18 protein-coding genes are annotated in these 22,120 nt (G+C 70.3%); 11 read left to right on the top strand and 7 right to left on the bottom strand.

Annotation, left to right across the window (positions count from 1 at the left end; all coding sequences use genetic code 11):
- Window positions 1–100: 100 nt before the first annotated feature.
- Together ACFSJG_RS25380 and ACFSJG_RS25375 are read left to right on the top strand one after the other, a co-directional pair.
- Window positions 101–484: a DUF3817 domain-containing protein gene (locus tag ACFSJG_RS25380; protein ID WP_378488029.1), complete on the top strand. Its 384-nt coding sequence runs from the start codon at window positions 101–103 to the stop codon at window positions 482–484.
- Window positions 485–618: 134 nt separating this feature from the next.
- Window positions 619–1,512: a co-chaperone YbbN gene (locus ACFSJG_RS25375; protein WP_378488028.1), complete on the top strand. Its 894-nt coding sequence runs from the start codon at window positions 619–621 to the stop codon at window positions 1,510–1,512.
- A 29-nt stretch (window positions 1,513–1,541) separates the two neighbouring features.
- Here the strand turns inward: ACFSJG_RS25375 and ACFSJG_RS25370 are convergent, their stop codons facing one another.
- From ACFSJG_RS25370 to ACFSJG_RS25360, 3 genes are read right to left on the bottom strand one after another with little or no spacing between them, the layout of a single operon-like run.
- The gene (locus tag ACFSJG_RS25370) at window positions 1,542–2,972 is read right to left on the bottom strand and encodes a neutral zinc metallopeptidase (protein WP_378488013.1); all 1,431 of its coding nucleotides are present in this window, start codon (window positions 2,970–2,972) and stop codon (window positions 1,542–1,544) included.
- On the bottom strand, window positions 2,969–5,170 hold the full coding sequence (gene glgB / locus ACFSJG_RS25365) for a 1,4-alpha-glucan branching protein GlgB (protein WP_378488012.1): 2,202 nt from the start codon (window positions 5,168–5,170) through the stop codon (window positions 2,969–2,971). Before glgB ends, ACFSJG_RS25370 begins: the two co-directional genes overlap by 4 nt.
- A complete protein-coding gene (locus ACFSJG_RS25360; protein WP_378488011.1) occupies window positions 5,167–7,173 on the bottom strand; it encodes a maltotransferase domain-containing protein in 2,007 nt (668 codons plus the stop codon). Before ACFSJG_RS25360 ends, glgB begins: the two co-directional genes overlap by 4 nt.
- A 117-nt stretch (window positions 7,174–7,290) precedes the next feature.
- On the opposite strand from ACFSJG_RS25360, the gene glgP reads away from it, so the two are divergent.
- Window positions 7,291–9,879, top strand: coding sequence for an alpha-glucan family phosphorylase (glgP, locus tag ACFSJG_RS25355; RefSeq protein WP_378488010.1), 2,589 nt, complete (start codon window positions 7,291–7,293; stop codon window positions 9,877–9,879).
- 19 nt (window positions 9,880–9,898) lie between these two features.
- Here glgP and ACFSJG_RS25350 read toward each other — a convergent pair whose 3' ends face one another.
- The 3 genes from ACFSJG_RS25350 to ACFSJG_RS25340 all read right to left on the bottom strand — a co-directional run bounded on the left by ACFSJG_RS25350 (window position 9,899) and on the right by ACFSJG_RS25340 (window position 14,089).
- Entirely contained in the window at window positions 9,899–11,326 is a 1,428-nt protein-coding gene (locus tag ACFSJG_RS25350) for a phytoene desaturase family protein (protein ID WP_378488027.1), read from the bottom strand.
- A 13-nt stretch (window positions 11,327–11,339) separates the two neighbouring features.
- A complete protein-coding gene (locus ACFSJG_RS25345; protein WP_378488009.1) occupies window positions 11,340–13,373 on the bottom strand; it encodes an ATP-dependent DNA helicase in 2,034 nt (677 codons plus the stop codon).
- 92 nt (window positions 13,374–13,465) lie between these two features.
- On the bottom strand, window positions 13,466–14,089 hold the full coding sequence (locus ACFSJG_RS25340; protein WP_378488008.1) for an isochorismatase family protein: 624 nt from the start codon (window positions 14,087–14,089) through the stop codon (window positions 13,466–13,468).
- Window positions 14,090–14,204: 115 nt separating this feature from the next.
- Between ACFSJG_RS25340 and ACFSJG_RS25335 the strand changes: the two genes are divergently transcribed.
- Window positions 14,205–15,611: a DHA2 family efflux MFS transporter permease subunit gene (locus ACFSJG_RS25335; protein WP_378488007.1), complete on the top strand. Its 1,407-nt coding sequence runs from the start codon at window positions 14,205–14,207 to the stop codon at window positions 15,609–15,611.
- Here the strand turns inward: ACFSJG_RS25335 and ACFSJG_RS25330 are convergent.
- The gene (locus ACFSJG_RS25330) at window positions 15,608–16,939 is read right to left on the bottom strand and encodes a nicotinate phosphoribosyltransferase (RefSeq protein WP_378488006.1); all 1,332 of its coding nucleotides are present in this window, start codon (window positions 16,937–16,939) and stop codon (window positions 15,608–15,610) included. The two genes, ACFSJG_RS25335 and ACFSJG_RS25330, sit on opposite strands and share 4 nt — an antisense overlap.
- 130 nt (window positions 16,940–17,069) lie before the next feature.
- Here ACFSJG_RS25330 and clpS point away from each other — a divergent pair, with 130 nt between their 5' ends.
- From clpS to rdgB, 7 genes are all read left to right on the top strand, one after another.
- Window positions 17,070–17,378, top strand: a complete 309-nt coding sequence (gene clpS, locus ACFSJG_RS25325; RefSeq protein ID WP_378488026.1) for an ATP-dependent Clp protease adapter ClpS — start codon at window positions 17,070–17,072, stop codon at window positions 17,376–17,378.
- Between the two features lie 67 nt (window positions 17,379–17,445).
- The gene (aosR, locus tag ACFSJG_RS25320) at window positions 17,446–18,021 is read left to right on the top strand and encodes an oxidative stress transcriptional regulator AosR (protein WP_378488005.1); all 576 of its coding nucleotides are present in this window, start codon (window positions 17,446–17,448) and stop codon (window positions 18,019–18,021) included.
- On the top strand, window positions 18,018–19,088 hold the full coding sequence (locus ACFSJG_RS25315; RefSeq protein WP_378488004.1) for a P1 family peptidase: 1,071 nt from the start codon (window positions 18,018–18,020) through the stop codon (window positions 19,086–19,088). Before aosR ends, ACFSJG_RS25315 begins: the two co-directional genes overlap by 4 nt.
- Window positions 19,089–19,132: 44 nt before the next feature.
- Window positions 19,133–19,771 (top strand): rhomboid family intramembrane serine protease, encoded by a 639-nt coding sequence (locus tag ACFSJG_RS25310; RefSeq protein WP_378488003.1) that lies wholly within the window; start codon window positions 19,133–19,135, stop codon window positions 19,769–19,771.
- A gap of 130 nt (window positions 19,772–19,901) precedes the next feature.
- The gene (locus ACFSJG_RS25305; protein ID WP_378488002.1) at window positions 19,902–20,660 is read left to right on the top strand and encodes a cyclic nucleotide-degrading phosphodiesterase; all 759 of its coding nucleotides are present in this window, start codon (window positions 19,902–19,904) and stop codon (window positions 20,658–20,660) included.
- A 38-nt stretch (window positions 20,661–20,698) separates the two neighbouring features.
- The gene (gene rph / locus ACFSJG_RS25300; RefSeq protein ID WP_378488001.1) at window positions 20,699–21,481 is read left to right on the top strand and encodes a ribonuclease PH; all 783 of its coding nucleotides are present in this window, start codon (window positions 20,699–20,701) and stop codon (window positions 21,479–21,481) included.
- Complete coding sequence (gene rdgB / locus ACFSJG_RS25295; protein ID WP_378488000.1) at window positions 21,474–22,094, top strand: RdgB/HAM1 family non-canonical purine NTP pyrophosphatase; 621 nt, start codon at window positions 21,474–21,476, stop codon at window positions 22,092–22,094. Before rph ends, rdgB begins: the two co-directional genes overlap by 8 nt.
- Window positions 22,095–22,120: the final 26 nt, after the last annotated feature.

Genomic DNA, 22,120 nt, shown 5'->3' with positions numbered 1-22,120 from the left:
GCCGACGGCTGTGTCATTACTCCGGTTGGGGTTGTGGCGCAGCGCGGCGGGTCGTGATGTCTCCCACACCAACGACGGATCGTCGTAGATGCCCGGCACAATGGCGGGCATGGCGAACATCTTCGATCTGAGCACTCCGGCCAAGCGTTTCCGATTTGTCGCGATTCTGGAGGCGTTCACCTGGGCCGGTCTGCTGATCGGCATGGCGTTCAAGTACATCCCCGAGAACGGCAACGAGATCGGCGTGAAGATCTTCGGCCCGTTCCACGGCGGCGTGTTCGTCCTCTTCGTGCTGATCTCGTTCCTCACCGCGCGGGCCCTGAAGTGGAACCTCGTCACTCTCGGCCTGGCCCTGATCTCCAGCATCCCGCCGTTCGCGACCGTGCTGTTCGAGTGGTGGGCCGCGCGCACCGGCAAGCTGGGCGAGCTGTCCGCCGGGACCGAACCCGCCGTCGCCGACGCCCGAACCGCCGACCTCGTCTGACGATCCCGACCACACGACGCCCTCGGGGAGCCACTGCTCCCTGAGGGCGTCGTCGTGTCTGTGACAAACTGGCAAACGTGACTCGACCAGGTTCCCGTCAGCCCGCACGCCCCTCCGCAGCGATGGCCGCAGCCATGTCCGGCGCGGTCGACCTGTCCGCGCTCAAGGATCGCCCGCAGGCGCCGCCCGCAGGCGCGGGACAGCCTGCGCCCGGAGGTTCGCCGTCCGGCTTGGCTCCGGTCGTCGAGGTGACCGAGGAGACCTTCGAGGCCGAGGTTCTCGAACGGTCGATGCAGGTTCCGGTGCTCGTGTACCTGTGGTCGCCCCGAAGCGAGGCGAGCGTCGCGTTCGCCGACGATCTCGAGCCGCTGGCCGCGGAAGGGGACGGGACCTGGGTGCTCGCCAAGGTCGACGTCGACGGCAACATGCGGATCGCCCAGGCGTTCGGTGTGCAGGGCATCCCGACCGTCGTCGCGGTCGCGGGCGGTCAGCCGCTCGCCGACTTCCAGGGTGTGCAGCCCGTCGATCAGGTTCGCGGCTGGTTGGGGCAGGTTCTCGCGGCAACCGCGGGCAAGCTGACGGGGCCGCCGCCCGTCGAGGGCGCCGAGCCGGAGCCCGAGGATCCGCGTTTCGTCGCAGCCGAGGACGCGCTCGCCGAGGGCGATCTCGACGGCGCGGAAGCCGCGTACCAGGCGATCCTGGATGCCGAGCCTGCGAACACGCAGGCATTGGCCGCGCTGCGGCAGGTGCGTTTCCTGGCGCGCGTGCAGTCCGTTGCTCCGGATGCCGTCGCCGTGGCCGCTGCCGATCAAGCCGATGTCGAGGCGCAGCTCGCAGCGGCGGACGCCCTGCTGTACACCCAACAGCCGGAGGAGGCGTTCGGTCTGCTGATCGACGCGATCAAGCGGTACGCGGGCGACGACAAGACGGCGGCGCGGACCCGACTGCTGGAACTGTTCGAGCTCTTCGACCCGGCAGACCCGATCGTGGTCTCGGCGCGTCGCAAGCTCGCGTCCGCCCTGTACTAGCAGCTGCGCTGCACAGGCGCCGGAACGCGTTATCCGTAGCGGTTGGTGCAGACGTCGGCGCCGCCGAGCACGCCCGCCTGAAACGCGTCGACGCGGGCGAACCCACTCGGGACGGTCTCTCCGTCGACGTCGCTGGCCATCAGCCCGTCAGTGAGCAGGCCGGACACGGCCTCGTCGAGGTCGCCCGGGGACAGGGCAGGGGTTCCGCCGGCGGCTGTTGCCGCCGTCCACACCCCGGTCAGGCACGCCGTGTGCAGCGCCGTCGACGGTTCCGTGAGCGGATATCCATCCTCCTGCTGGACCGCGAGGGCGTACCGGGACGCGACGAGGCCGAAGGCGCTGAAGTCACCCCGGATGTCCACCGCCAGCTCGTCGACGCCCTGGCCGGCCGCGCCCACGTCGTACGGTGTCCCGCGGTCGATCAGCTCCGGCATCGACACACCGATGGTCCGGGTGGCCGGGCAGTACGAGACGGGCTCGGTCGCCGTGACGTCCGGGCATCCCGTGTCCGCACCGGAGTACACCACGGTCGGTTGCTCCGGCAGTCCGAAAACCGAGTTCAGTGAGTCGACGATCATTCCGACGGACTGTTCGGTGACAGGCATGTCGCCGGACTCGCCGGACCGGGTGAACGCCTGCGGGAGCTGTTCCCGACGGCCGGCAACCTCCGCCTCGTCGATCGTGGTGCATCCGCGGGCTCCGAGGGTGAATCCGGTCTGGAACGCAGTGATCCGTTCGAAAGCGTTGCCGTGCACCGCCTCCGGATCATTGGGATCGGTGTCGCGGACGGCGACCATGGCCGCCATGACCGCGTTCAGACCGTTGGATGTGTTGAGTGTGAAGCGATTCGACCCACCGGCCGCGACGTGCCGCATGTACGCCCCGGCGAAGCAGTCCGCCTGCTGCTCGAGGACGAGAGTGGGGGAGTCGGCGCCCGCCAGCCCCGAGTCGTGCTGGATGGCGTGGCCGTACTCGTGGGCGATGACCATGACGACGGCCATCGGTCCGAAGGTGTCCGTCAGGGTCGGAAGCAGGATCGCGCGGTCCCACCCGATCGAGCCGTCGCGCGTGCAGTACGCCGCGTTGACCACGCCGTGGGTGCTCTCGCCGCAGAACCTGCCCGACCCGTCGACGTTCGGGTCCCAGGACGTCAGATCCGTCACCGGCCGGAAGTGGCCCGCGAACACCGCGGGGTACTCGGTCGACCAGAAGTCGGCGAGATCGGCGATCGCCGCGGAGGCAAGGGCATCGGCGTCGGAGCCGTCCGCGCCGTGAACGGACGGGATCGCGTGGGGGGCGTCCGGACGGGGACCGCTCGGGCCGTCGGTGGCGGGCAGCCCGGCGACTGCGAAGGGGTCGGCGTAGATCGACACCGCCTCGCCGGTGACCACCCGCGCACAGCCCGCGAGCGCCACAACCGCTGCCGCCGCGGCGACAGCTGCCCGGACCGTGCGCCTCACGTCGGCTCCAGGCGAAGCCAGATGGCGCTGTTCGCCGGCAAGGTCACCTCCGCGGAGGCGGGCCTGCCGTGCCACGGTGACGTCGTGGCGGTTACCTCGCCGAAGTTCCCGCGCCCCGACCCGTCGTAGTCGGTGGCGTCGGTGTTGAGGACCTCTCGCCACCGTCCCGGTTCCGGCAGTCCGACGCGGTACCGGTCGTGCGTCGTGCCCGCGAAGTTGAAGAGGCAGGCCACGATCGAGCCGTCGGTTCCGTATCGCAGGAAGCTCAGCACGTTGTTCTCGGTGTCGTTGGCGTCGATCCACGAGTAGCCGCCCGGGGACGCGTCGAGCGTCCACAGCGCGGGGGACTCTCGGTAGACCGCGTTCAGGTCGCGCACCATCGCCAGGATGCCACGCTGCAACGCGCCCGTGTCCGGATCGTCGAGCTGGCTCCAGTCGAGCCCACGCTCCTCGGACCACTCCGTGCGTTGACCGAACTCCTGACCCATGAACAACAACTGCTTACCCGGATGGGACCACATGTAGGCGAGAAGTGCCCGGACCCCCGCGGCCTTGGCGCCGTCGTCGCCCGGCATGCGGGTCCACAGGGTGCCCTTGCCGTGCACGACCTCGTCGTGGCTGATGGGGAGGAGGAAGTGCTCACTCCACGCGTACATCAGCGAGAAGGTGATCTCGTGGTGGTGGAAGCTGCGGTGCACGGGATCGTGCCCCAGATACCCGAGGGTGTCGTGCATCCAGCCCATGTTCCACTTCATCGAGAATCCGAGACCACCGACTGTGGTGGACCGGGTGACACCCGGCCAGGCCGTCGACTCCTCCGCGATGGTCACCACCCCGGGGTGATGCTTGTGCACGGTGGCGTTCATCTCCTGCAGGAAGGAGACGGCCTCGAGGTTCTCCCGGCCGCCGTGGATGTTCGGTGTCCACTCGCCTGCCGGCCGTGAGTAGTCCAGGTACAGCATCGAGGCGACGGCGTCGACGCGGAGCCCGTCGACGTGGAACTGGTCGATCCAGAACAGTGCGTTGGCGACGAGGAAGTTCCGCACCTCGGGACGTCCGAAGTCGAAAACGTACGTCCCCCAGTCGAGTTGCTCGCCACGGCGGGGATCGGCGTGTTCGTAGAGGGGCTCGCCGTCGAACCGCGCCAGCGCCCACTCGTCCTTGGGGAAGTGCGCGGGGACCCAGTCGACGATCACGCCGATCCCCGCGCCGTGCAGGTGGTCCACGAAGGCGCGGAAGTCGTCGGGCGATCCGAACCGCGCGGTCGGGGCGTAGTACGACGTGACCTGATAGCCCCACGAGCCGCCGTAAGGGTGCTCGGCCACGGGAAGCAGCTCGACGTGCGTGAAGCCGCACCCCAGGACGTGCTCCGTCAACTGCTCCGCGAGCTCGCGATAGTCGAGTCCGGGCCGCCACGAACCGAGGTGGACCTCGTAGACGCTCATCGGTTCCTGGTTCGGCTCGCGGCGTGCTCGTGCCGCGATCCACTCGGCATCGGTCCACACGTGTGAGGACCGCGCGACGCGAGACGCCGTCGCGGGTGGTACCTCGGTGGCGAACGCCATCGGATCAGCCTTGTCGCGCACCGACCCGTCTCGGCAGTGCACCCGGAACTTGTACAGGTCGCCGGGACCGATCCCGGGAACGAACACCTCCCACACCCCGGTGGACCCGAGCGCCCGCATCGGGGTCCGGCCTCCCCAGCCGTCGAAGTCGCCCATCACCGTGACCCCGAGTGCGTTCGGTGCCCACACGGCGAAGGAGGCACCCGTGACCTCACCGTCGGGTGTCGTGTAGCTGCGGGGGTGAGCGCCCAACACGTCCCACAGCCGCTCGTGTCGCCCCTCGCTCAGCAGATGCAGGTCGAGATCGCCGAGGGTGGGCAGGAATCGGTATCCGTCGGCGACGACCTCGGTGTGGCCGCCGGGGTACTCGACGACGAGTCGGTAGTCGACGAGGTCCTCGACGGGAACCACCCCGGCGAACACCCCGTCTCCGAGGTCGGTGAGCACGTGGTCGGTCGTGCCGACGCGGGCCGCGACCGACACCGCGTGCGGGCGCAGTGCGCGGATCACGGTCCCCCCGGGGTGGGCGTGCGCGCCGAGGATCGCGTGCGGGTCGTGATGGGTGCCCGCGACCAGACGGGCGAGATCGTCCGGGTCGGGGGACGCGCCGACGCGCGACGTTCGGGGGCTCACGAGGCCGGGGGGCGGTGCGCGAGATGCAGCCGCTCGGGGTAGGGGACGGGGGGAAGCGCGAGTACGTGTGCGACTGCGCGCCACGGCTCGAGGCGCACGAAATTGGTCTGCCCCCAGTCGTACTGCTCGCCGGAGACCTCGTCGAGGACGGTGATGCGGTCGTGCCAGTCGCGGCCGAGGGCGGGCATGTCCAGCCAGATGGTGCCGTCCTCGGCGCCGTACGGGTTGAGGTTCACGACGGTCAGAACCGCGTCGCCGGTCGCCGGGTCGAACTTCGAGTAGGCGATCATCGAGTCGTTGTCGACGTGATGGAAGGTGAGGTTGCGCAACTGTTGCAACGCCGGATGCGCCCGTCGGATCCGGTTGAGGAGGGTGATCCACGGTTCGAGCGACTCGCCGCGCGCGCGGGCGCCGTCGAAGTCGCGGGGGCGGAGCTGGTACTTCTCCGAGTCGAGGTACTCCTCGCTGCCGGTCCGCAACGGAACGTGTTCGTACAGTTCGTATCCCGAGTAGACGCCCCAGGTCGGGGCGAGCGTCGCGGCGAGCGCGGCCCGCAGTGCGAACATTCCGGGACCGCCGACCTGCAGGGACTCGTGCAGGATGTCCGGTGTGTTGACGAAGAGATTCGGCCGCGCCTCGTCCGCCTTCGCTGCGAGCTCGATCCCGAAGTCGATCAGCTCCTGCTTGTACACCCGCCACGTGAAGTACGTGTAGGACTGCGTGAATCCTCGCTTGGCCAGTCCGTACATCCGTGCGGGGCGGGTGAACGCCTCGGACAGGAACAGCACCTCCGGGTCGGTGGACTTGACCTCGGCGATCAGCCACTCCCAGAAGTCTGGCGGCTTGGTGTGCGGATTGTCGACGCGGAAGATCTTGACGCCCTTCGAGACCCAGAACCGGACCACCCGCAGGACCTCGGTGTAGATGCCGTCCCGGTCGTCGTCGAAGTTGACCGGGTAGATGTCCTGGTACTTCTTCGGTGGGTTCTCGGCGAACGCGATCGTCCCGTCCGGGAGGACCGTGAACCACTCCGGATGCGTTGCGGCCCAGGGATGGTCGGGAGCGCACTGCAGCGCGAGGTCGAGCGCGACTTCCATCCCGAGTTTGGCGGCGCGGGCGACGAACGCCCGGAAGTCCCGCATCGTTCCGAGTTCGGGATGGATCGCGTCGTGCCCGCCTTCGGCAGCGCCGATCGCCCACGGCGACCCCACGTCGTCCGGGCCAGGGGTGAGGGTGTTGTTCGGTCCCTTCCGGTTCACCCGGCCGATCGGGTGGATCGGCGGGAGGTATACGACGTCGAAACCCATCGCCGCGATCCGAGGCAGGTCGTTCGCCGCCGTCGCGAAGGTGCCGTGTCGCGGCCGCCCCTCCGCATCCCACCCCCCGGTCGACCTGGGGAAGAACTCGTACCAGGAGCCGAACAGTGCACGGCTGCGGTCGACGAGAACGGGCAGTGCGCGACCGCGGGTGACGAGGTCCCGGAGGGGGTGGGCGCGCAACAGCTCGCTCACCCCGGGTGCGAAGGCAGGGGCCACCCGCTCCGGCAGATGGGCACTGCTGCGCAGCGCCGCGGCGACGGCGAGGCAACGGGGCCGCTCGCCCCGCGGCACGGCGCGGGCCACCCGTTCGAACAGGCGGGCGCCGATCTCCAGATCGTTCGCCAGTTCGGCCGGACCCTGACCGGCCGCGAGCTTCGCTTCGACGGCCAGACGCCAGGTCGTGACCGGATCGCTCCACCCCTCGATCCGGTACGTCCAGGTGCCCGGGCACGTCGGGGTGAACACGGCGGCGAACGTGTCCGGCAGCGGGCCCGGCGCCATCGGAATGCGGATGCTGCGGGTGAAGCCGGGGCCCCGGACCGCGAGAGTGGCGGCGACGGCGTCGTGGCCCTCACGCCACACCGTGGCGGACACGGGGAACGTCTCGCCGACGACGGCTTTCGCCGGGTAGCGCCCTCCCGCGATCTCGGGGACGACGTCGTCGATACCAATCCGCCCGGTCATGTCCGAGACATTACGGGTATCCGCCGGTTGCGCGCTCGCGGTGCCGACGCCGCCGGGCCTCACGGCGGGGTCGCGCACGACAGGACCGAAAGCTTCGTGATCTGTAGTCTTCGCCGGGTGAAAGCCTTGCGTCGGTTCACCGTCCGCGCCCACCTGCCCGCCCGGCTGTCCGCACTCGGGCAGCTGTCGACCAATCTGCGCTGGTCCTGGCATCCGCCCACGCAGGACCTCTTCGCGCGCATCGACCCGGAACTGTGGTCGCTGGTGCGTCACGACCCCGTTCGGATGCTCGGTGAGGTGGCGCCGGGGCGTCTCGACGAGCTCGCGGGGGACGAGGATTTCGTCGCCGAGCTCGACCGCCTCGAAGCCGATCTCGGCGACTACCTGGACCGTCCGCGCTGGTACCAGAACCAGCAGGCCAAGGGCGTGGACCTGGCCAGTGGGATCGCGTACTTCTCAATGGAGTTCGGCGTGACCGAGGTGCTGCCGAACTACTCCGGCGGCCTCGGCATCCTCGCGGGCGACCACCTCAAGGCGGCGTCCGACCTGGGTGTGCCGCTGATCGGTGTCGGACTGCTCTACCGGTCCGGATACTTCCGCCAGTCGCTGACCGCGGACGGCTGGCAGGCCGAGCACTACCCGTCGCTGGACCCGCAGGGCCTGCCCCTGCGGTTGCTCACGGAACCCGAGTCGGGGGCGGCCGTCCTGCTGCACGTCGCGATGCCCGGTGACCGCGTGCTGCGGGCGCGGGTGTGGATCGCGCAGGTCGGCCGGGTGCCGCTGCTGCTGCTCGACTCCGACATCGCCGAGAACGACGCCGAGCTGCGCGGGGTCACCGACCGGCTCTACGGCGGCGACCAGGACCACCGCATCAAGCAGGAGATCCTGGCGGGGATCGGTGGGGTGCGAGCGGTCCGCGCCTACACCCGGTCGATGGGGCTCGCCGACCCCGAGGTCTTCCACATGAACGAGGGGCACGCGGGATTCCTCGGCGCCGAGCGCATCCGCGAACTGGTCACCGGAACGGGTCTGGACTTCGACGAGGCACTCGCCGCGGTACGTGCTGCGACCGTCTTCACCACCCACACTCCTGTCCCCGCAGGCATCGACCGCTTCCCGCTCGACCTGGTGAGGCACTACTTCGCCGGGCGCGACGGCGGGAACGACTCGGCGTTGCTGCCGGGCGTCGGAGTCGACCGCATCCTCGCCCTCGGAGGCGAGGCCGATCCGTCGGTGTTCAACATGGCGCACATGGGGCTGCGCCTCGGCCAGCGGGCGAACGGCGTCTCCCGGCTGCACGGCATCGTCAGTCGCGACATGTTCAACGGGCTGTGGCCGGGATTCGACGCGGACGAGGTTCCGATCGGGTCCGTGACGAACGGTGTGCACGCGCCGACGTGGGCGGCCCGCGAGTGGATGGACCTGGCGCGCCGCGCGGTCGGACCGGAGCTCGTCGAGGAGGCGCGCGGCTGGGAGCAGCTGCAGGACATCGGCGCCGACGAGCTGTGGGCCACCCGCAACGCGCTGCGGGCGCAACTCGTCGACGAGGTTCGCCGACGGGTGCGTGCGTCCTGGGTGGAACGTGGTGCCACCGAGGCCGAACTGGGTTGGACGGCGGAGGTTTTCGACCCGAACGTGCTGACCGTCGGGTTCGCGCGCCGTGTGCCGACCTACAAGCGGCTCACCCTCATGCTGCGTGACCCGCAGCGGCTCCGGGCGCTGCTGCTCGACGAGGAGCGGCCGGTGCAGCTGGTCGTGGCGGGGAAGAGTCACCCCGCGGACGAGGGCGGCAAGGCGCTGATCCAGCAGGTCGTGCGGTTCGCCGACGAGTACGACGTCCGGCACCGGATCGTGTTCCTGCCCGATTACGACATGTCGATGGCGCGGTACCTGTACTGGGGTTGCGACGTGTGGCTCAACAACCCGCTGCGTCCGCTGGAGGCGTGCGGCACGTCGGGGATGAAGTCGGCGCTCAACGGCGGCCTCAATCTGTCGATCCGCGACGGCTGGTGGGACGAGATGTTCGACGGCGAGAACGGCTGGGCCATCCCGACGGCCGACGGCGTGCAGGACGAGACGCGCCGCGACGACCTCGAGGCCAACGCCATGTACGACCTGTTGGAGCAGTCGGTGCTGCCGAAGTTCTACGGCCGCGGCGCCGACGGGGTGCCGGTGCGCTGGGTGGAGATGGTGCGCCACACGTTGCAGACCCTCGGTCCGAAGGTGCTGGCGTCCCGCATGGTTCGCGACTACGTCGTCGAGCTGTACGCGCCCGCCGCGGCGGCCGCGCGGACGGTGGTCGCGGACGGGTACGCGGGCGCGAAGCGGCTCGCGCTCTACCGTGCGCAGGTCGCGGCGAAGTGGCCGGGCGTGCAGGTGGTGCAGGTGGACAGTTCCGGCCTGCCCGACACCCCGGTGATCGGAGCCGAGCTGACGCTGCGCACCTACGTCCGGCTCGGTGGGCTCGACGCCTCCGAGGTGACCGTGCAGGCGGTGCTCGGCCGGGTCGGGCCCGAGGAGGACCTCACCGACGTGGTGACCGTCCCGATGACCCACGTCGGTTCCGACGAGCTCGGCGAGGAGTATGTCGTGGACACGGTGCTGCCGCTGTCGGGTGCGGTCGGCTACACGGTGCGGGTGCTCCCGCATCACGAGCTGCTCGCCGGGGACGCCGAACTCGGGTTGGTGGCGACGCCGGCGGGGTAGTGGGGGCACGACGGCGCCGTCACCCGGAGAAGCGTTCGCCCGACCGTAGTGCGGCCTCGGCGGCGTTGAAACCGCACATCCCGTGGACACCGCCGCCGGGAGGTGTCGACCCCGAGCACAGGTACACGCCGGGAACCCCGGTGCGATACGGATTCCACGCGGTCCGCGGCCGCACGAGCACCTGCATCGGGGAGTTGGCGCCGCCGAGGATGTCGCCGCCGACGTAGTTCACGTTCGACGCCGCCAACTCGGCCGGGCCGCGGACCGCGGTCGCGACCACACGGTCGCGGAACCCCGGCGCGAACCGTTCGATCCTGTCGGTGACGGCCGCCGTCGCGTCGCCCGAGAAACCATGGGGGACATGGGTGTACGAGTACACCGGATGCACGTTGCCCGACGAGCGGCCGGGGTCGGCGACGTACTGCTGACCGACCAGGACGAACGGGCGAGCCGGCATCCGGCCCGCGGTCACCGCGCGTTCCGCGGCGGCGATCTCCTCGAACGTCCCGCCCAGGTGCACCATCGCCGCGCGCTCGCACTCGGGGTCGAGCCACGGCACCCCGCCCTCGACCGCGAAGTCGACTTTGAACGCGCCGGGGCCGTGCCGGAAACGCCGCAGTGAACGCACGATCCGTGGCGGGACCCGATCGCCGAGGATGTCGACCGCCTGCGCCGGCGCGACGTCGAGCAGCACCACGTCGGCGGGCGGTACGTCGGCGACCGTGCGCACCCGGATGCCGGTGTCGACGGACCCGCCGAGGTCGGCGAGCATCGCGGCCAACGCGTCGGTGATCGCGCGCGACCCGCCCTCGGCGACCGGCCACCCGTACCGGTGCCCGGCCGCAGCGATGAGTAGCCCGACGGCCGAGGTCAGCGGGCGGTCGAGCCGGTGGTAGGCGTGCGCGGCGATCCCGCCGTACAGTGCGCGGGCGTGCTCCGTCCGGAACAGGCGTGCCGTGACGGTCGCAGGCAGTACGGCCCGGGCGCCGAAGGACCCCAGCCGCAGGGGATGTCGCGGAACCCGGCCGAGGGGGAGCATGACGTCGCCCGCCAGCTCGTCGAAGTGCGCTGCGAGGCCGCCGACCAGCCGGCGCCAGCGGTCGCCGTCGACGACACCGAGCCCCGCAGCTGTCACGTCCACCGACCGGTGCAGCAGGGCGGCCGGGCCGTCGTCCACCGGGTGCGCGCAGTCGATCGGCGCGCGGAGCCAGCGCAACCCGTACCGTTCGAGGTCCAGTTGCCGCCAGAACGGCGACCCGGCGCCCATCGGATGCAGGGCGGAGCACTCGTCGTGGAGCAGTCCCGGGATGGTGAGTTCCGACGAGCGGGTGCCGCCGCCGATCGAGTCCGCGGACTCGAGGACCTGCACGTGCACTCCGTGTCGGGCCAGGTGGACCGCGGCCGCGAGTCCGTTCGGGCCACTCCCGACGACAACCGCGGTCCGCACGGTCATGGCCCGGTCAGCCTGCCGCGAGACGTTCGAGTGCCTTGCGGGCCACGTCCGGGTTGGACGTCTCCCAGAACGGCGGAAGCGAGGCGCGCAGGTAGCCGCCGTACCGCGCGGTCGCCAGCCGCGAATCGAGCACAGCGACCACACCCTTGTCGTCGGTGCTGCGCAGCAGGCGCCCGACCCCCTGCGCGAGGAGCAGGGCGGCATGATTCGCCGCGACCGCGAGAAAGCCGTTGCCGCCGCGTGATTCGACCGCGCGCTGACGGGCCGCCAGCAGGGGGTCGTCGGGGCGGGGGAACGGAATCCGGTCCAGGATCACCAGCGACAGCGACGGGCCGGGGACATCCACGCCCTGCCACAGCGACAGCGTGCCGAACAGTGACGTCGCCTCGTCCTCCGCGAACTTGCGGACCAGCTGCCCCGTCGAGTCCTCGCCCTGGCACAGGATCGGGGTGTCGAGGCGCTGACGCATCTCGGCGGCCGCGGCCTTCGCCGCCCGGGTCGACGAGAACAGCCCGAGGGTGCGGCCGCCGGCGGCGCCGACCAAGGCCTCGATCTCGTCGAGGACCCGCGGCGTGAGGCCGTCGCGGCCCGGCGGCGGAAGGTGCTTGGCCACGTAGAGGATTCCGGACTTCGCATGGTCGAACGGCGATCCGACGTCGAGGGCGTTCCACTTGACGGTCGACTCGTCGGACGGTGCCTCGGTGCCGGTGGCCATCGCGGTGTCGCTACGGGAGGGAGCCTGCGCCGGCAGTCCCCAGTCCACGGCGAGCCCGTCGAACGAGCCGCCGACCGTCAGGGTCGCGGACGTCAGCACCACCGTCGACTCGTCGAACAGCCTGGACCGCAGCAGGCCGCCCACGGACAGCGGCGCGATCCGCACCAGCTTCCCGCGGCGCTCCTCGTCGGCGAGCCACACGACGTCCCGCCTCTTGGCCGGATCCGGCTCGTCGTAGGCCGTGAGCACCCGGACCGCGCTGTCGTGCACCTCGTCGACCGCTGCGAGTGCCGCGGTCCGGGCCGCCGCGGACTCGGGGTCCATCGTCGCCTGGCCCGGGCGGGACGGGCCGATCGCCGTACGGACCGCCCAGGCCGAGTCCCGGACCAGCGCCAGCGCCTGTCCCGCGCCGTCGGGGAGGTGCTCCCACCGTCCCGCGGGCAGTTCGTCGAGGACCGCGGTCCACGCCTCGGCGGATGCCTCCAGCCGGTCGACGTCCTGCTCCTCGACGAGCTTCACGCAGCGCCGGGCCGCGGCGCTGATCGTCGTGGGTGACAGCTCGGCCGTCGCGACACCGGTGACGCGGTCCACCAGTTCGTGGGCCTCGTCGATCACCACGACGTCGTGCTCGGGCAGCACCGCGATCCCCGAGATCGCGTCGATCGCCAGCAGGGCGTGATTGGTGACGACCACGTCGACACGGGCGGACTCGAGGCGTGCCCGTTCCGCGAAGCAGTCCTCGCCGACCGGGCAGCGGGCCTTGCCGAGGCACTCGCGGGCCGTGACGCTGACCTGCCGCCAGGCCTGGTCGCTGACACCGGGGACGACCTCGTCGCGGTCTCCGGTCTCGGTGTCGGACGACCACGCCGTCAGCCGCTTGACCTCCCGGCCGAGCCGCGACACCGCGAACGCGTCGAACAGCTCGGCATCCGCGGCAGGATCCTCCGCCATCCCGTTGTGCACCTTGTTCATGCACAGGTAGTTGTTGCGGCCCTTGAGGATCGCGAACTTCGGTTCCCGGCCGAGCGGCTTCTTCAGTGCCTTCGCCAGTCGCGGCAGGTCGCGGTCGACGAGCTGGCGCTGCAGCGCGATCGTCGCCGTCGAGATGACGACCGTGCGACCCGACTCCACCGCGTGCCGCACACTCGGCACCAGGTAGGCGAGGGACTTGCCGGTGCCGGTACCGGCCTGCACCGCGAGGTGTTCGCCCGACTCGATCGCATGCGCGACCGCCGACGCCATCGTCAGCTGGTTCCGCCGTTCGGCGCCGCCGAGGGAGCGCACCGCCTCGGACAGCAACTCGGGGACGGTGGGGAGTTCAGGCACCCGACAAGGCTACGCGGCGATCCGTCGTCCGAGCCGCCGACCTGCCGCATCCCGGGTCCGCCGGCGGTCGGGGCCCGCCGACACGGCCGTGGTCAGCGTCCGGTGCGCGGGCGACCGGCCGGTCGCCGCGGCATGGGCACTGCCGACGTACCGACGAGCGTGACCCCCACGTCCTGCATGGCGCCGAGGGCGGTGCGCACGGTGTCCGGCGACACCGCTGCGGTGTAGTCGAGCAGGACTCGGGTGTCGAAGCCCTCCCGCACCGCATCCATCGCGGTCGCGCGCACGCAGTGGTCGGTGGCGATGCCCACCACGTCGACCGCGTCGATGCCGTGGTCCTGCAGCCAGTCCGACAGCGTGTCGCCGTCCTCGGAGGCCCCCTCGAAACCCGAATACGCCGCGGCGAAGGCGCCCTTGCCGAACACCGCCTGCACCGACGACAGGTCGAGGTCCGGGTGGAAGTCGGTTCCGGGCGTCCCCACCACGCAGTGCGGCGGCCAGCTGTCCACGAAATCGGGCTTCTCCGAGAAGTGGGGGCCGGGGTCGATGTGCCGGTCGGCGGTCGCGACGATCGCCGCGTACCGCGGCCGGTGTGGCGATGCCAGATACTCCGTGATCGCCTCGGCGACCGCGGCGCCGCCCGACACCGCGAGCGATCCGCCCTCACAGAAGTCGTTCTGCACGTCCACGATCACCAGGGCCCTTTTTCCGGTCATACCACCCATACTCCCCTCGTCCCCGCCACTGCGGTGCCGCAGGTCCCCGGTTCGGTGCCGCCGACTCGTTCGCTGGTGCACGATGCACAGTCGTAGCCGTCTGTGAGGAGGCGTCATGACCGACACCACGACCGCGCCGGAGATCCCGCGGTCGGCGATCGTCACCGCGATGGTGCTGATCGTCGGCGGCCTGGCCGTGATCTTCGACGCGACGATCGTGAGCATCGCCCTGAACACGCTCGCCGAGGACCTCCGGGTGAGCGTGTCGACCATCCAGTGGGTCAGCACCGGCTACCTCCTCGCACTCGGCGTCACGATTCCGGTGGTCGGCTGGGCCCAGGCCAGGATCGGGGGCAAACGGCTCTGGATGATCGGGCTGATCGTCTTCCTCGTCACGTCCGTCGCGTGCAGCCTCGCGTGGAATGCCGCCAGCCTCATCACCTTTCGTGTGCTCCAGGGCGTCGGAGGCGGCGTGATGATGCCGCTCATGGCGACGCTGGCGATCCAGCAGGTGCCTGCCGGCGCGAACCTCGGACGGCTCATGGCCACCGTCAGCCTGCCCGCGGCGCTCGGGCCGATTCTCGGTCCGGTCGTCGGCGGCATCATCCTCACCTGGGGAAGCTGGCCCTGGCTCTTCTGGGTCAACGTGCCGTTCTGCCTCGTCGGACTCGCCCTCGCCTGGCGATTCCTGCCCGCAGACGGGCCTCCGAGTCGGGTGAAACTCGACACGGTCGGCCTGCTGCTGGCCTCACCGGGTCTCGTCGGGATCCTCTACGGCCTGTCCAACGTGAACAAGGACGGCGGATTCGCGCGCATCGACGTCTGGCTGCCCACCGTCGTGGGTGTCGTTCTCCTCGTCGCCTTCGCACTGTGGGCTCTGCGTCGCCCCGACACCGCGCTCGTCGACGTCAGTCTGCTCGGTCGCCGGGCGGTGGGGTCGTCGTCCGCGGTGCTGTTCCTGTCCGGCGCCTCGCTGTACGGCTCGATGCTGCTCCTGCCGTTGTTCTTCCAGGTGATCCACGGTTCCGATCCGCTCGGTGCGGCTCTCCTGCTGATCCCACAGGGTGTCGGGGCGTTGCTCAGTCGCACCGTGGCCGGTCGCTACACCGACCTGATCGGCGCCCGCATCGTCGCGATCGTCGGCTTCGTCGTCATGGGTCTCGCGACCGTGCCGTTCGCGCTGGCCGATGCCGATACCGGCACGGTGTGGCTGATGGTCGTACTGCTGATCCGCGGCCTCGGAATGGGTGCGGTGATGATCCCGGTGATGTCGGTCGCGTTCGTCGGTCTCGACCGCGCCGAGGTGCCGCACGCCAGCATCATCACGCGCCTGGCCCAGCAGGTCGGAGGTGCTTTCGGCACCGCCCTACTCGCGGTGATCCTCGAATCGTCGATCGGTGGGGCGTCCACGGTGGAGGGTCGGGTGCACGCCTTCGGCACGGCCTTCTGGTGGGCCGTGGGCTTCACCGTCGTCGCGACCGCGATCTGCTTCGCCCTGCCGTCCCGCAGATCGGTGAACTAGTCGACGAAACGGGTCGGTACGGCCGCCTCGCCGTTCGACAGCTTGAGGCCCTCCCACGGCAGGCTCACGAGGTTCGCGGCCAGCAGGTCCCGGGCGTCCGTCAGTCCCGGCAGATCGGGGGCGCGTTCGCCGCCGCGGACCATCGGGACCATCAGTGGTCTGCCCACGAGTTCGGCACTCTCCGGTGCGGGCGACCCCATCGGATGGACGACCTCCTCGACGATCGTCCCGGTGGGCCGCGCCAACCGGATCGCCGACTTCGTGCCACCGCGGGACGCCTTGTGGCTGCTGCGCTTCGCGACCGGTAGACCGTCGACCTCGACCAGCTTGTAGACCATGCCCGCAGTCGGGGCGCCCGACCCCGTGACCAGGGACGTGCCGACGCCGTAGGTGTCGACGGGTTCCGCACGGAGGGCCGCGATCGCGTACTCGTCGAGGTCGCCGGACACCACGATCTTCGTGTTCACCGCACCCAGCGAGTCGAGTTGCGCGCGCACCTGACGGGCCCACACCCCGAGATCACCCGAGTCGATGCGGACGCCGCCGAGTTCCGGACCGGCCACCTCGATCGCGGTTCGCACTCCCTCCGTGATGTCGTAGGTGTCCACGAGCAGCGTCGTCCCCACACCCAGGTGAGCGATCTGACCGCGGAACGCCGCGGCCTCGTCGGGTCCGGCCGCGGTGGTGTGCAGCAAGGTGTACGCGTGCGCGCTGGTGCCCGCGCCGGGGGCCCCGTAGCGGCGAACCGCCTCCAGATTCGACGTCGCGTCGAAGCCGGCGAGATAGGCCGCACGGGAGCAGGCCACCGCGGCCTCCTCGTGTGCCCGCCGTGACCCCATCTCGATCAGCTTCCGGCCACCCGCCGCGCCGACCATCCGGGCGGCCGCCGACGCGATCGCGCTGTCGTGATTGAGGATCGACAAGATCAGCGTCTCCAGCAGGACGCACTCCGCGAACGTTCCCCGGACCGAGAGGATCGGCGAGCCGGGGAAGTACAGCTCGCCTTCGCGATAGCCGTCGACGTCGCCACCGAACCGGTAGTCGCGCAGCCATGCGATCGTGTCGTCGTCGAGGAAGCGCGAGACGATCGCGAGTTCCGGCTCGCCGAAGCGGAAACGGGCGATCGCATCGAGTACACGCTCGACACCTGCGACGACGCCGTACCGTCGGCCGTTCGGGAGTTTGCGGGCGAACACCTCGAAGCTGCACCGGCGGTGACCGGACCCGTCCGCGAGCGCTGCTGCGAGCATCGTCAGCTCGTACTGGTCGGTCAGCAGGGCGGTGCTGGTCGCGGGTACGGACCACTCGGAGTTCGTCACCGCGCCCACACTACGAGCAGGCCCGCAGGTGGTGGTGTGTGCCGTCGTGGATTGACGACTCGGTGTTCAATTGGTCCGGATTGCGTCGTAGTCTGGAGGTATGGCTCCGCGTCCGTACACCACGCTGATGGCCGTGCCGATGGCAAGCATGCCGCTCCCGGCGCCGGCCGTCGTGCCCGAGCAGGCCGAGGTGACCGACGAGGACGAGGCGCTCAATCGTCCCTGGGTGACAGTGGTGTGGGACGACCCGGTCAACCTCATGCACTACGTGACGTTCATCTTCCAGAAGCTGTTCGGCTACAGCAAGGCCAAGGCCACGGACCTGATGATGCAGGTGCACAAGGAGGGCAAGGCAGTCGTGTCGTCCGGGTCGCGAGACAAGATGGAGCACGACGTCCAGCGTCTGCACGCCGCCGGTTTGTGGGCGACGATGCAACGGGACAGCTGACGGCGTCACCGGATCACGAGTCATCCCGAATCCCCGTCACGCAGGAAGGGCCACCAGGTAATTCGACGTGCGCACATGGAGCCGAAAGAACTCGTTGAGCGGAGTGAAGATCCGATCCGAGATGGACGGTCGTGAGGCCTCCGTCCTGCGTTCCCTGGTGACCTCGGTCCTCGGCCTTCTCGAAGACCGGTCCGCATCCGCGCCGACCGACGATCTCGCCGAACTCACCGGCCTGCGTACCGGGAACCCGACCGCGCCGACCGATGCGACCGTCGCGCGCCTTCTGCCCGACTTCTTCGGGTCCGGCCGCGACGCCGTCGATCCCGATTCCCGCGACGCGAACGACAACGGGGCGCTCCGCAGCCTCTACGAGCCCGACATCATCGACGCCAAGGTCGCGGCGGGCTCGACGATCCTGCGGACCGTCCCCGTCGAGGGCGGCAAGATTGTGCTCACCCCCGAACAGGCCGAGCAGTGGCTGTACGGCCTCAACGACATCCGGCTCGCGCTCGGCACCACGATCGGCATCGACGCGGACACCCCGGAGGAGCTCGACCCGGACGATCGACGCGCGCCCCACCTCGACGTCTACCACTGGCTGACCTGGATGCAGGACTCGCTCGTGCAGGTCCTCCTGCCGTGAGCACGGCCAGCCGGCACCGCGGCGCACTCACCGACGTCGCCGGCCTTTTCGTCGGCCACCATCACGAACTCGACGACGACGCCGCCCTCGGAAAGGGACGCGCGACCGGATGCACGGTCGTCCTGGCACCCGGCGGAGCCACCGCGGCCGTCGACGTCCGTGGCGGTGGACCGGGCACCCGCGAGACCGACCTGCTGGACCCGAGTCACAGCGTGCAGAAGGTCGACGCAGTTCTCCTGACCGGTGGCAGCGCGTACGGGCTCGCGGCCGCGGACGGCGTGATGCGGTGGCTCGAGGAGCGCGGCCGCGGCATCCCGATGGACACGGACGGCCACGTCGTACCGATCGTGCCGGGTGCCGTGATCTTCGACCTCCCGGTCGGCGACTGGTCGGTGCGTCCGACGGCCGACCACGGTTATCTGGCCGCCGACGCCGCCGGCGTGGACGTGGCGCGCGGATCGGTCGGAGCGGGCACCGGTGCCCGCGCAGGAGTCCTCAAGGGCGGCGTCGGAACGGCGAGCGTCGTCCTGGGCGCGGGACCGGCCGCGGGCGCGACCGTTGCCGCCCTGGTCGTCGCCAACCCCGTCGGATCGGTGTTCGACCCCGCCACGGGACTGCCGTGGGGGATCGGGGAATCCGACGCGGCCCGGTGGGGGCTCCGACGACCCGACGCCGCAGAACTCACTGCCGCACGTGCCCTGGGCGACAAGGGCACGGTCCTCAACACGACGATCGGGGTCGTCGCAACCGACGCGCCACTCGGGAAGGCCGCCTGCCGTCGTGTCGCCGTCGCCGGCCACGACGGGATGGCGCGCGCAATTCGTCCCGCGCACTCGCCGCTCGACGGCGACACGCTCTTCGCGCTCTCGACGGGCACCCGCGCGCTCACTCCGCCCGAATCTCCGGTACCCGAGGCTTTTCCACCCGACCTGCCCGCCCTCGCCGCGCTCTGCGAGGCGGCCGCCGACATCGTGGCGAGCGCGATCGTGGACGCCGTGCTCTCTGCGACGACCGTCGCCGGGATACCCGGCTACCGCGACCTGTTCCCGTCGGCGTTCGACGTCTGACCGAGCGCCCGCCGCGTGTCCGTCGCGCTGGGTACGCTCGGGACATGACCCGCCCGTCCCTCCCGGTCCCCGGCTCGTCGAACGTCCCGGCCACCACCGGCCGCCCGCAGTGGCAGCAGGCGGCGATCGCGATCAGCGCGTTCGTCGTCGGACTGTACGTCCTCGAGTTCGTCGACATGATCCTGGGGAACAGGCTGGACGGGGGCGGTGTGGAACCGCGGACCCTCGACGGGTTGTGGGGCGTGGCCTTCGCCCCGGTCCTCCACTACGGCTGGGGACATCTCGTCGCGAACACCATTCCGCTGTTGGTGCTCGGCTTCTTCGTGATGCTCTCCGGAATCGGGCGTGGCCTCGCCGCGACGGGCATCATCTGGGTCGTCGGCGGACTGGGAGTCTGGCTCACCGGTGGCAGCGGCACCCTCCATCTCGGTGCGTCCGTCCTGATCTTCGGCTGGCTCACGTATCTGATCACCCGAGGCCTGTTCACCCGGCACTTCGGGCAGTTGGCGCTCGGAGTCGTGGTGCTCTTCTTCTACGGAGGGATGCTCTGGGGCGTGCTCCCGAGCCAGCCTGGTGTGTCGTGGGAGGGCCACCTCTTCGGTGCCGTAGGCGGTGTCCTGGCGGCGTGGGTACTCGCGTCCGATGTCCGTTCGGCGCGCGCCGCGAAAGTGGTGACGCAGTAGCCCCGACAGTGCCGCCGCGGACACTTCGGCCCAGGGTGTGATAGCAGGCGCACCGCCTCCGACGCTGCGGCTTCGTCTCGAATCGGGCTGACCCTTTTTCGAGACCGGTCGGTCGTGGCAGCATGACCCTATGCGCATGACCGTCCTGGGCTGTTCGGGCAGTGTCGGTGGACCCGACTCGCCCGCATCGGGCTACCTGCTCACCGCACCGGACACACCGCCGGTCGTCATCGACTTCGGTCCCGGCGTGCTCGGTGCACTCCAGCGGTACGAGGACCCGGGATCGGTGTCGATCTTCCTGACCCACCTGCACGCCGACCACTGCCTCGACCTGCCTGGTCTGCTGGTGTGGCGTCGGTACCACCCGAATCCGCCGACCGGCCGCGCGATCATCTACGGCCCCACCGACAGCCATCACCGGATCGGCGTCGCCTCGGCCGAGTGCGCAGGCGACCTCGACGACATCTCCGACACCATCGACTTGCGCACGTTCGCCGACGGCCAGGTCATCGAGTACGGCACGCTGACCGTGAAGTCGGTGCGCGTCTTCCACCCACCGGAGGCGTACGGGCTGCGGTTCACCGACCCGGACGGGCGCACCCTCGTCTACACCGGCGACACCGGCATGTGCGACCAGGTCGTCGAACTGGCACGGGACGCCGACGTCCTGCTCTCCGAGGCGTCGTGGACCCATTCCCCGGATCGACCCGAGGGAATTCACCTGTCCGGCACCGAGGCGGGCCAGATCGCCACCCGCGCCGGAGTGAAGGAACTGCTCCTGACCCACATTCCGCCGTGGACGTCCAGGGAGGACGTCATCGCCGAGGCGAAGGCCGCGTTCGCCGGCCCCGTGCACGCCGTCAGCGCCGGAGACGTCTTCGACATCTGAGCGGCTGCGCCGTCCGGCGGCCGACTAGGCTCACCCGGGTGAGCAGACGACTGGACGGCAGGGCGGACGACGAGCTCCGCGAAGTGAAGATCACCCGAGGGTTCACCAGCCACCCGGCGGGATCGGTGCTCGTCGAATTCGGGAACACCCGGGTGATGTGTACTGCCAGCGTCGAGGAGGGGGTCCCGCGCTGGCGTAAGGGCTCCGGTCTCGGCTGGCTGACCGCCGAGTACGCGATGCTGCCCGCAGCCACCCACACCCGCAGCGGCCGCGAGTCGGTCAAGGGCAAGGTCGGTGGCCGCACCCAGGAGATCAGCCGCCTCGTCGGCCGGTCCCTGCGGGCATGCATCGACCTCGCCGCGATCGGCGAGAACACCATCGCCATCGACTGCGACGTCCTACAGGCCGACGGCGGCACCCGCACCGCGGCCATCACCGGTGCCTATGTCTCCCTCGTGGATGCCGTGACCTACCTCCGGGCGGCCGAGTTGCTGTCCGATCCGCAGCCGATCTCGTGCGCGATCGCCGCCGTGAGCGTGGGCGTCGTCGACGGGCGCGTCCGGCTCGACCTGCCCTACGAGGAGGATTCGCGGGCGGAGGTCGACATGAACGTCGTCGCCACCGACACCGGGACCCTCGTGGAGATCCAGGGCACCGGCGAGGGCGCCACATTCCCGCGCACCACCCTCGACAAGATGCTCGACTCGGCGCTCGCCGGCTGTGAGCAGCTGTTCGCGATCCAGAAGACGGCGCTCGACCTGCCGTACCCGGGTGAGCTGCCCGAACCGAAGGCGCCCGAGAAGAAGAAGTTCGGTGGCTGACCCGGCCGTCGTGCGCGTTCTCGTCGCCTCCCGCAACGCCAAGAAGCTCAAGGAATTGCGGCGCGTCCTGGAGTCGGCGGGGGTCGAGGGCATCGAACTCGTCGGGTTGAACGAGGTCCCGGAGTTTCCCGAGACCCCGGAGACGGGCGCGACCTTCGAGGAGAACGCGCTCGTCAAGGCTCGTGACGGCGCCGCCGCGACCGGACTGCCGTGCGTGGCCGACGATTCGGGTCTCGAAGTGGACGCGCTCAACGCCATGCCCGGTGTCCTGTCGGCTCGGTGGGCAGGCAGTCACGGTGACGACGCCGCGAACACGGCGCTGGTGTTGGCCCAGCTGTCGGACACTCCGGACGGCCGTCGTGGTGCCGCGTTCGTGTCGGCATGCGCGCTGGTCGTCCCCGGCGGGGTGGAGCGGGTGGTCCGTGGCACCTGGCCCGGGTCGATCGCCCGTGCTCCGCGTGGTGACGGCGGCTTCGGCTACGACCCCGTGTTCGTGCCCGAGGGTGACGACCGTTCGGCCGCTGAACTGACTCCGGAGGAGAAGGACGCGGCCTCGCATCGAGGTCGTGCGCTCGCGCAGTTGGTGCCCGACATCGCGGCGCTGGTTTCCTGACCACGTCCCGGCGACGACCGGGTTGT

The sequence above is a fragment of the Rhodococcus gannanensis genome, from assembly GCF_042681175.1.
GTDB classification, from domain to species: domain Bacteria; phylum Actinomycetota; class Actinomycetes; order Mycobacteriales; family Mycobacteriaceae; genus Rhodococcus_G; species Rhodococcus_G gannanensis.
This window is presented reverse-complemented; position numbering and strand designations above follow the sequence as displayed.

Excerpts from the sequence above, each read along its gene's own strand:
- ACFSJG_RS25380 (WP_378488029.1), top strand. The coding sequence starts at position 101 with ATGGCGGGCATGGCGAACATCTTCGATCTGAGCACTCCGGCCAAGCGT.
- ACFSJG_RS25310 (WP_378488003.1), top strand. The coding sequence starts at position 19,133 with ATGACCCGCCCGTCCCTCCCGGTCCCCGGCTCGTCGAACGTCCCGGCC.
- ACFSJG_RS25335 (WP_378488007.1), top strand. The coding sequence starts at position 14,205 with ATGACCGACACCACGACCGCGCCGGAGATCCCGCGGTCGGCGATCGTC.
- ACFSJG_RS25360 (WP_378488011.1), bottom strand. The coding sequence starts at position 7,173 with ATGACCGGGCGGATTGGTATCGACGACGTCGTCCCCGAGATCGCGGGA.
- ACFSJG_RS25340 (WP_378488008.1), bottom strand. The coding sequence starts at position 14,089 with ATGACCGGAAAAAGGGCCCTGGTGATCGTGGACGTGCAGAACGACTTC.
- ACFSJG_RS25305 (WP_378488002.1), top strand. The coding sequence starts at position 19,902 with ATGCGCATGACCGTCCTGGGCTGTTCGGGCAGTGTCGGTGGACCCGAC.
- clpS (WP_378488026.1), top strand. The coding sequence starts at position 17,070 with ATGGCAAGCATGCCGCTCCCGGCGCCGGCCGTCGTGCCCGAGCAGGCC.
- ACFSJG_RS25375 (WP_378488028.1), top strand. The coding sequence starts at position 619 with ATGTCCGGCGCGGTCGACCTGTCCGCGCTCAAGGATCGCCCGCAGGCG.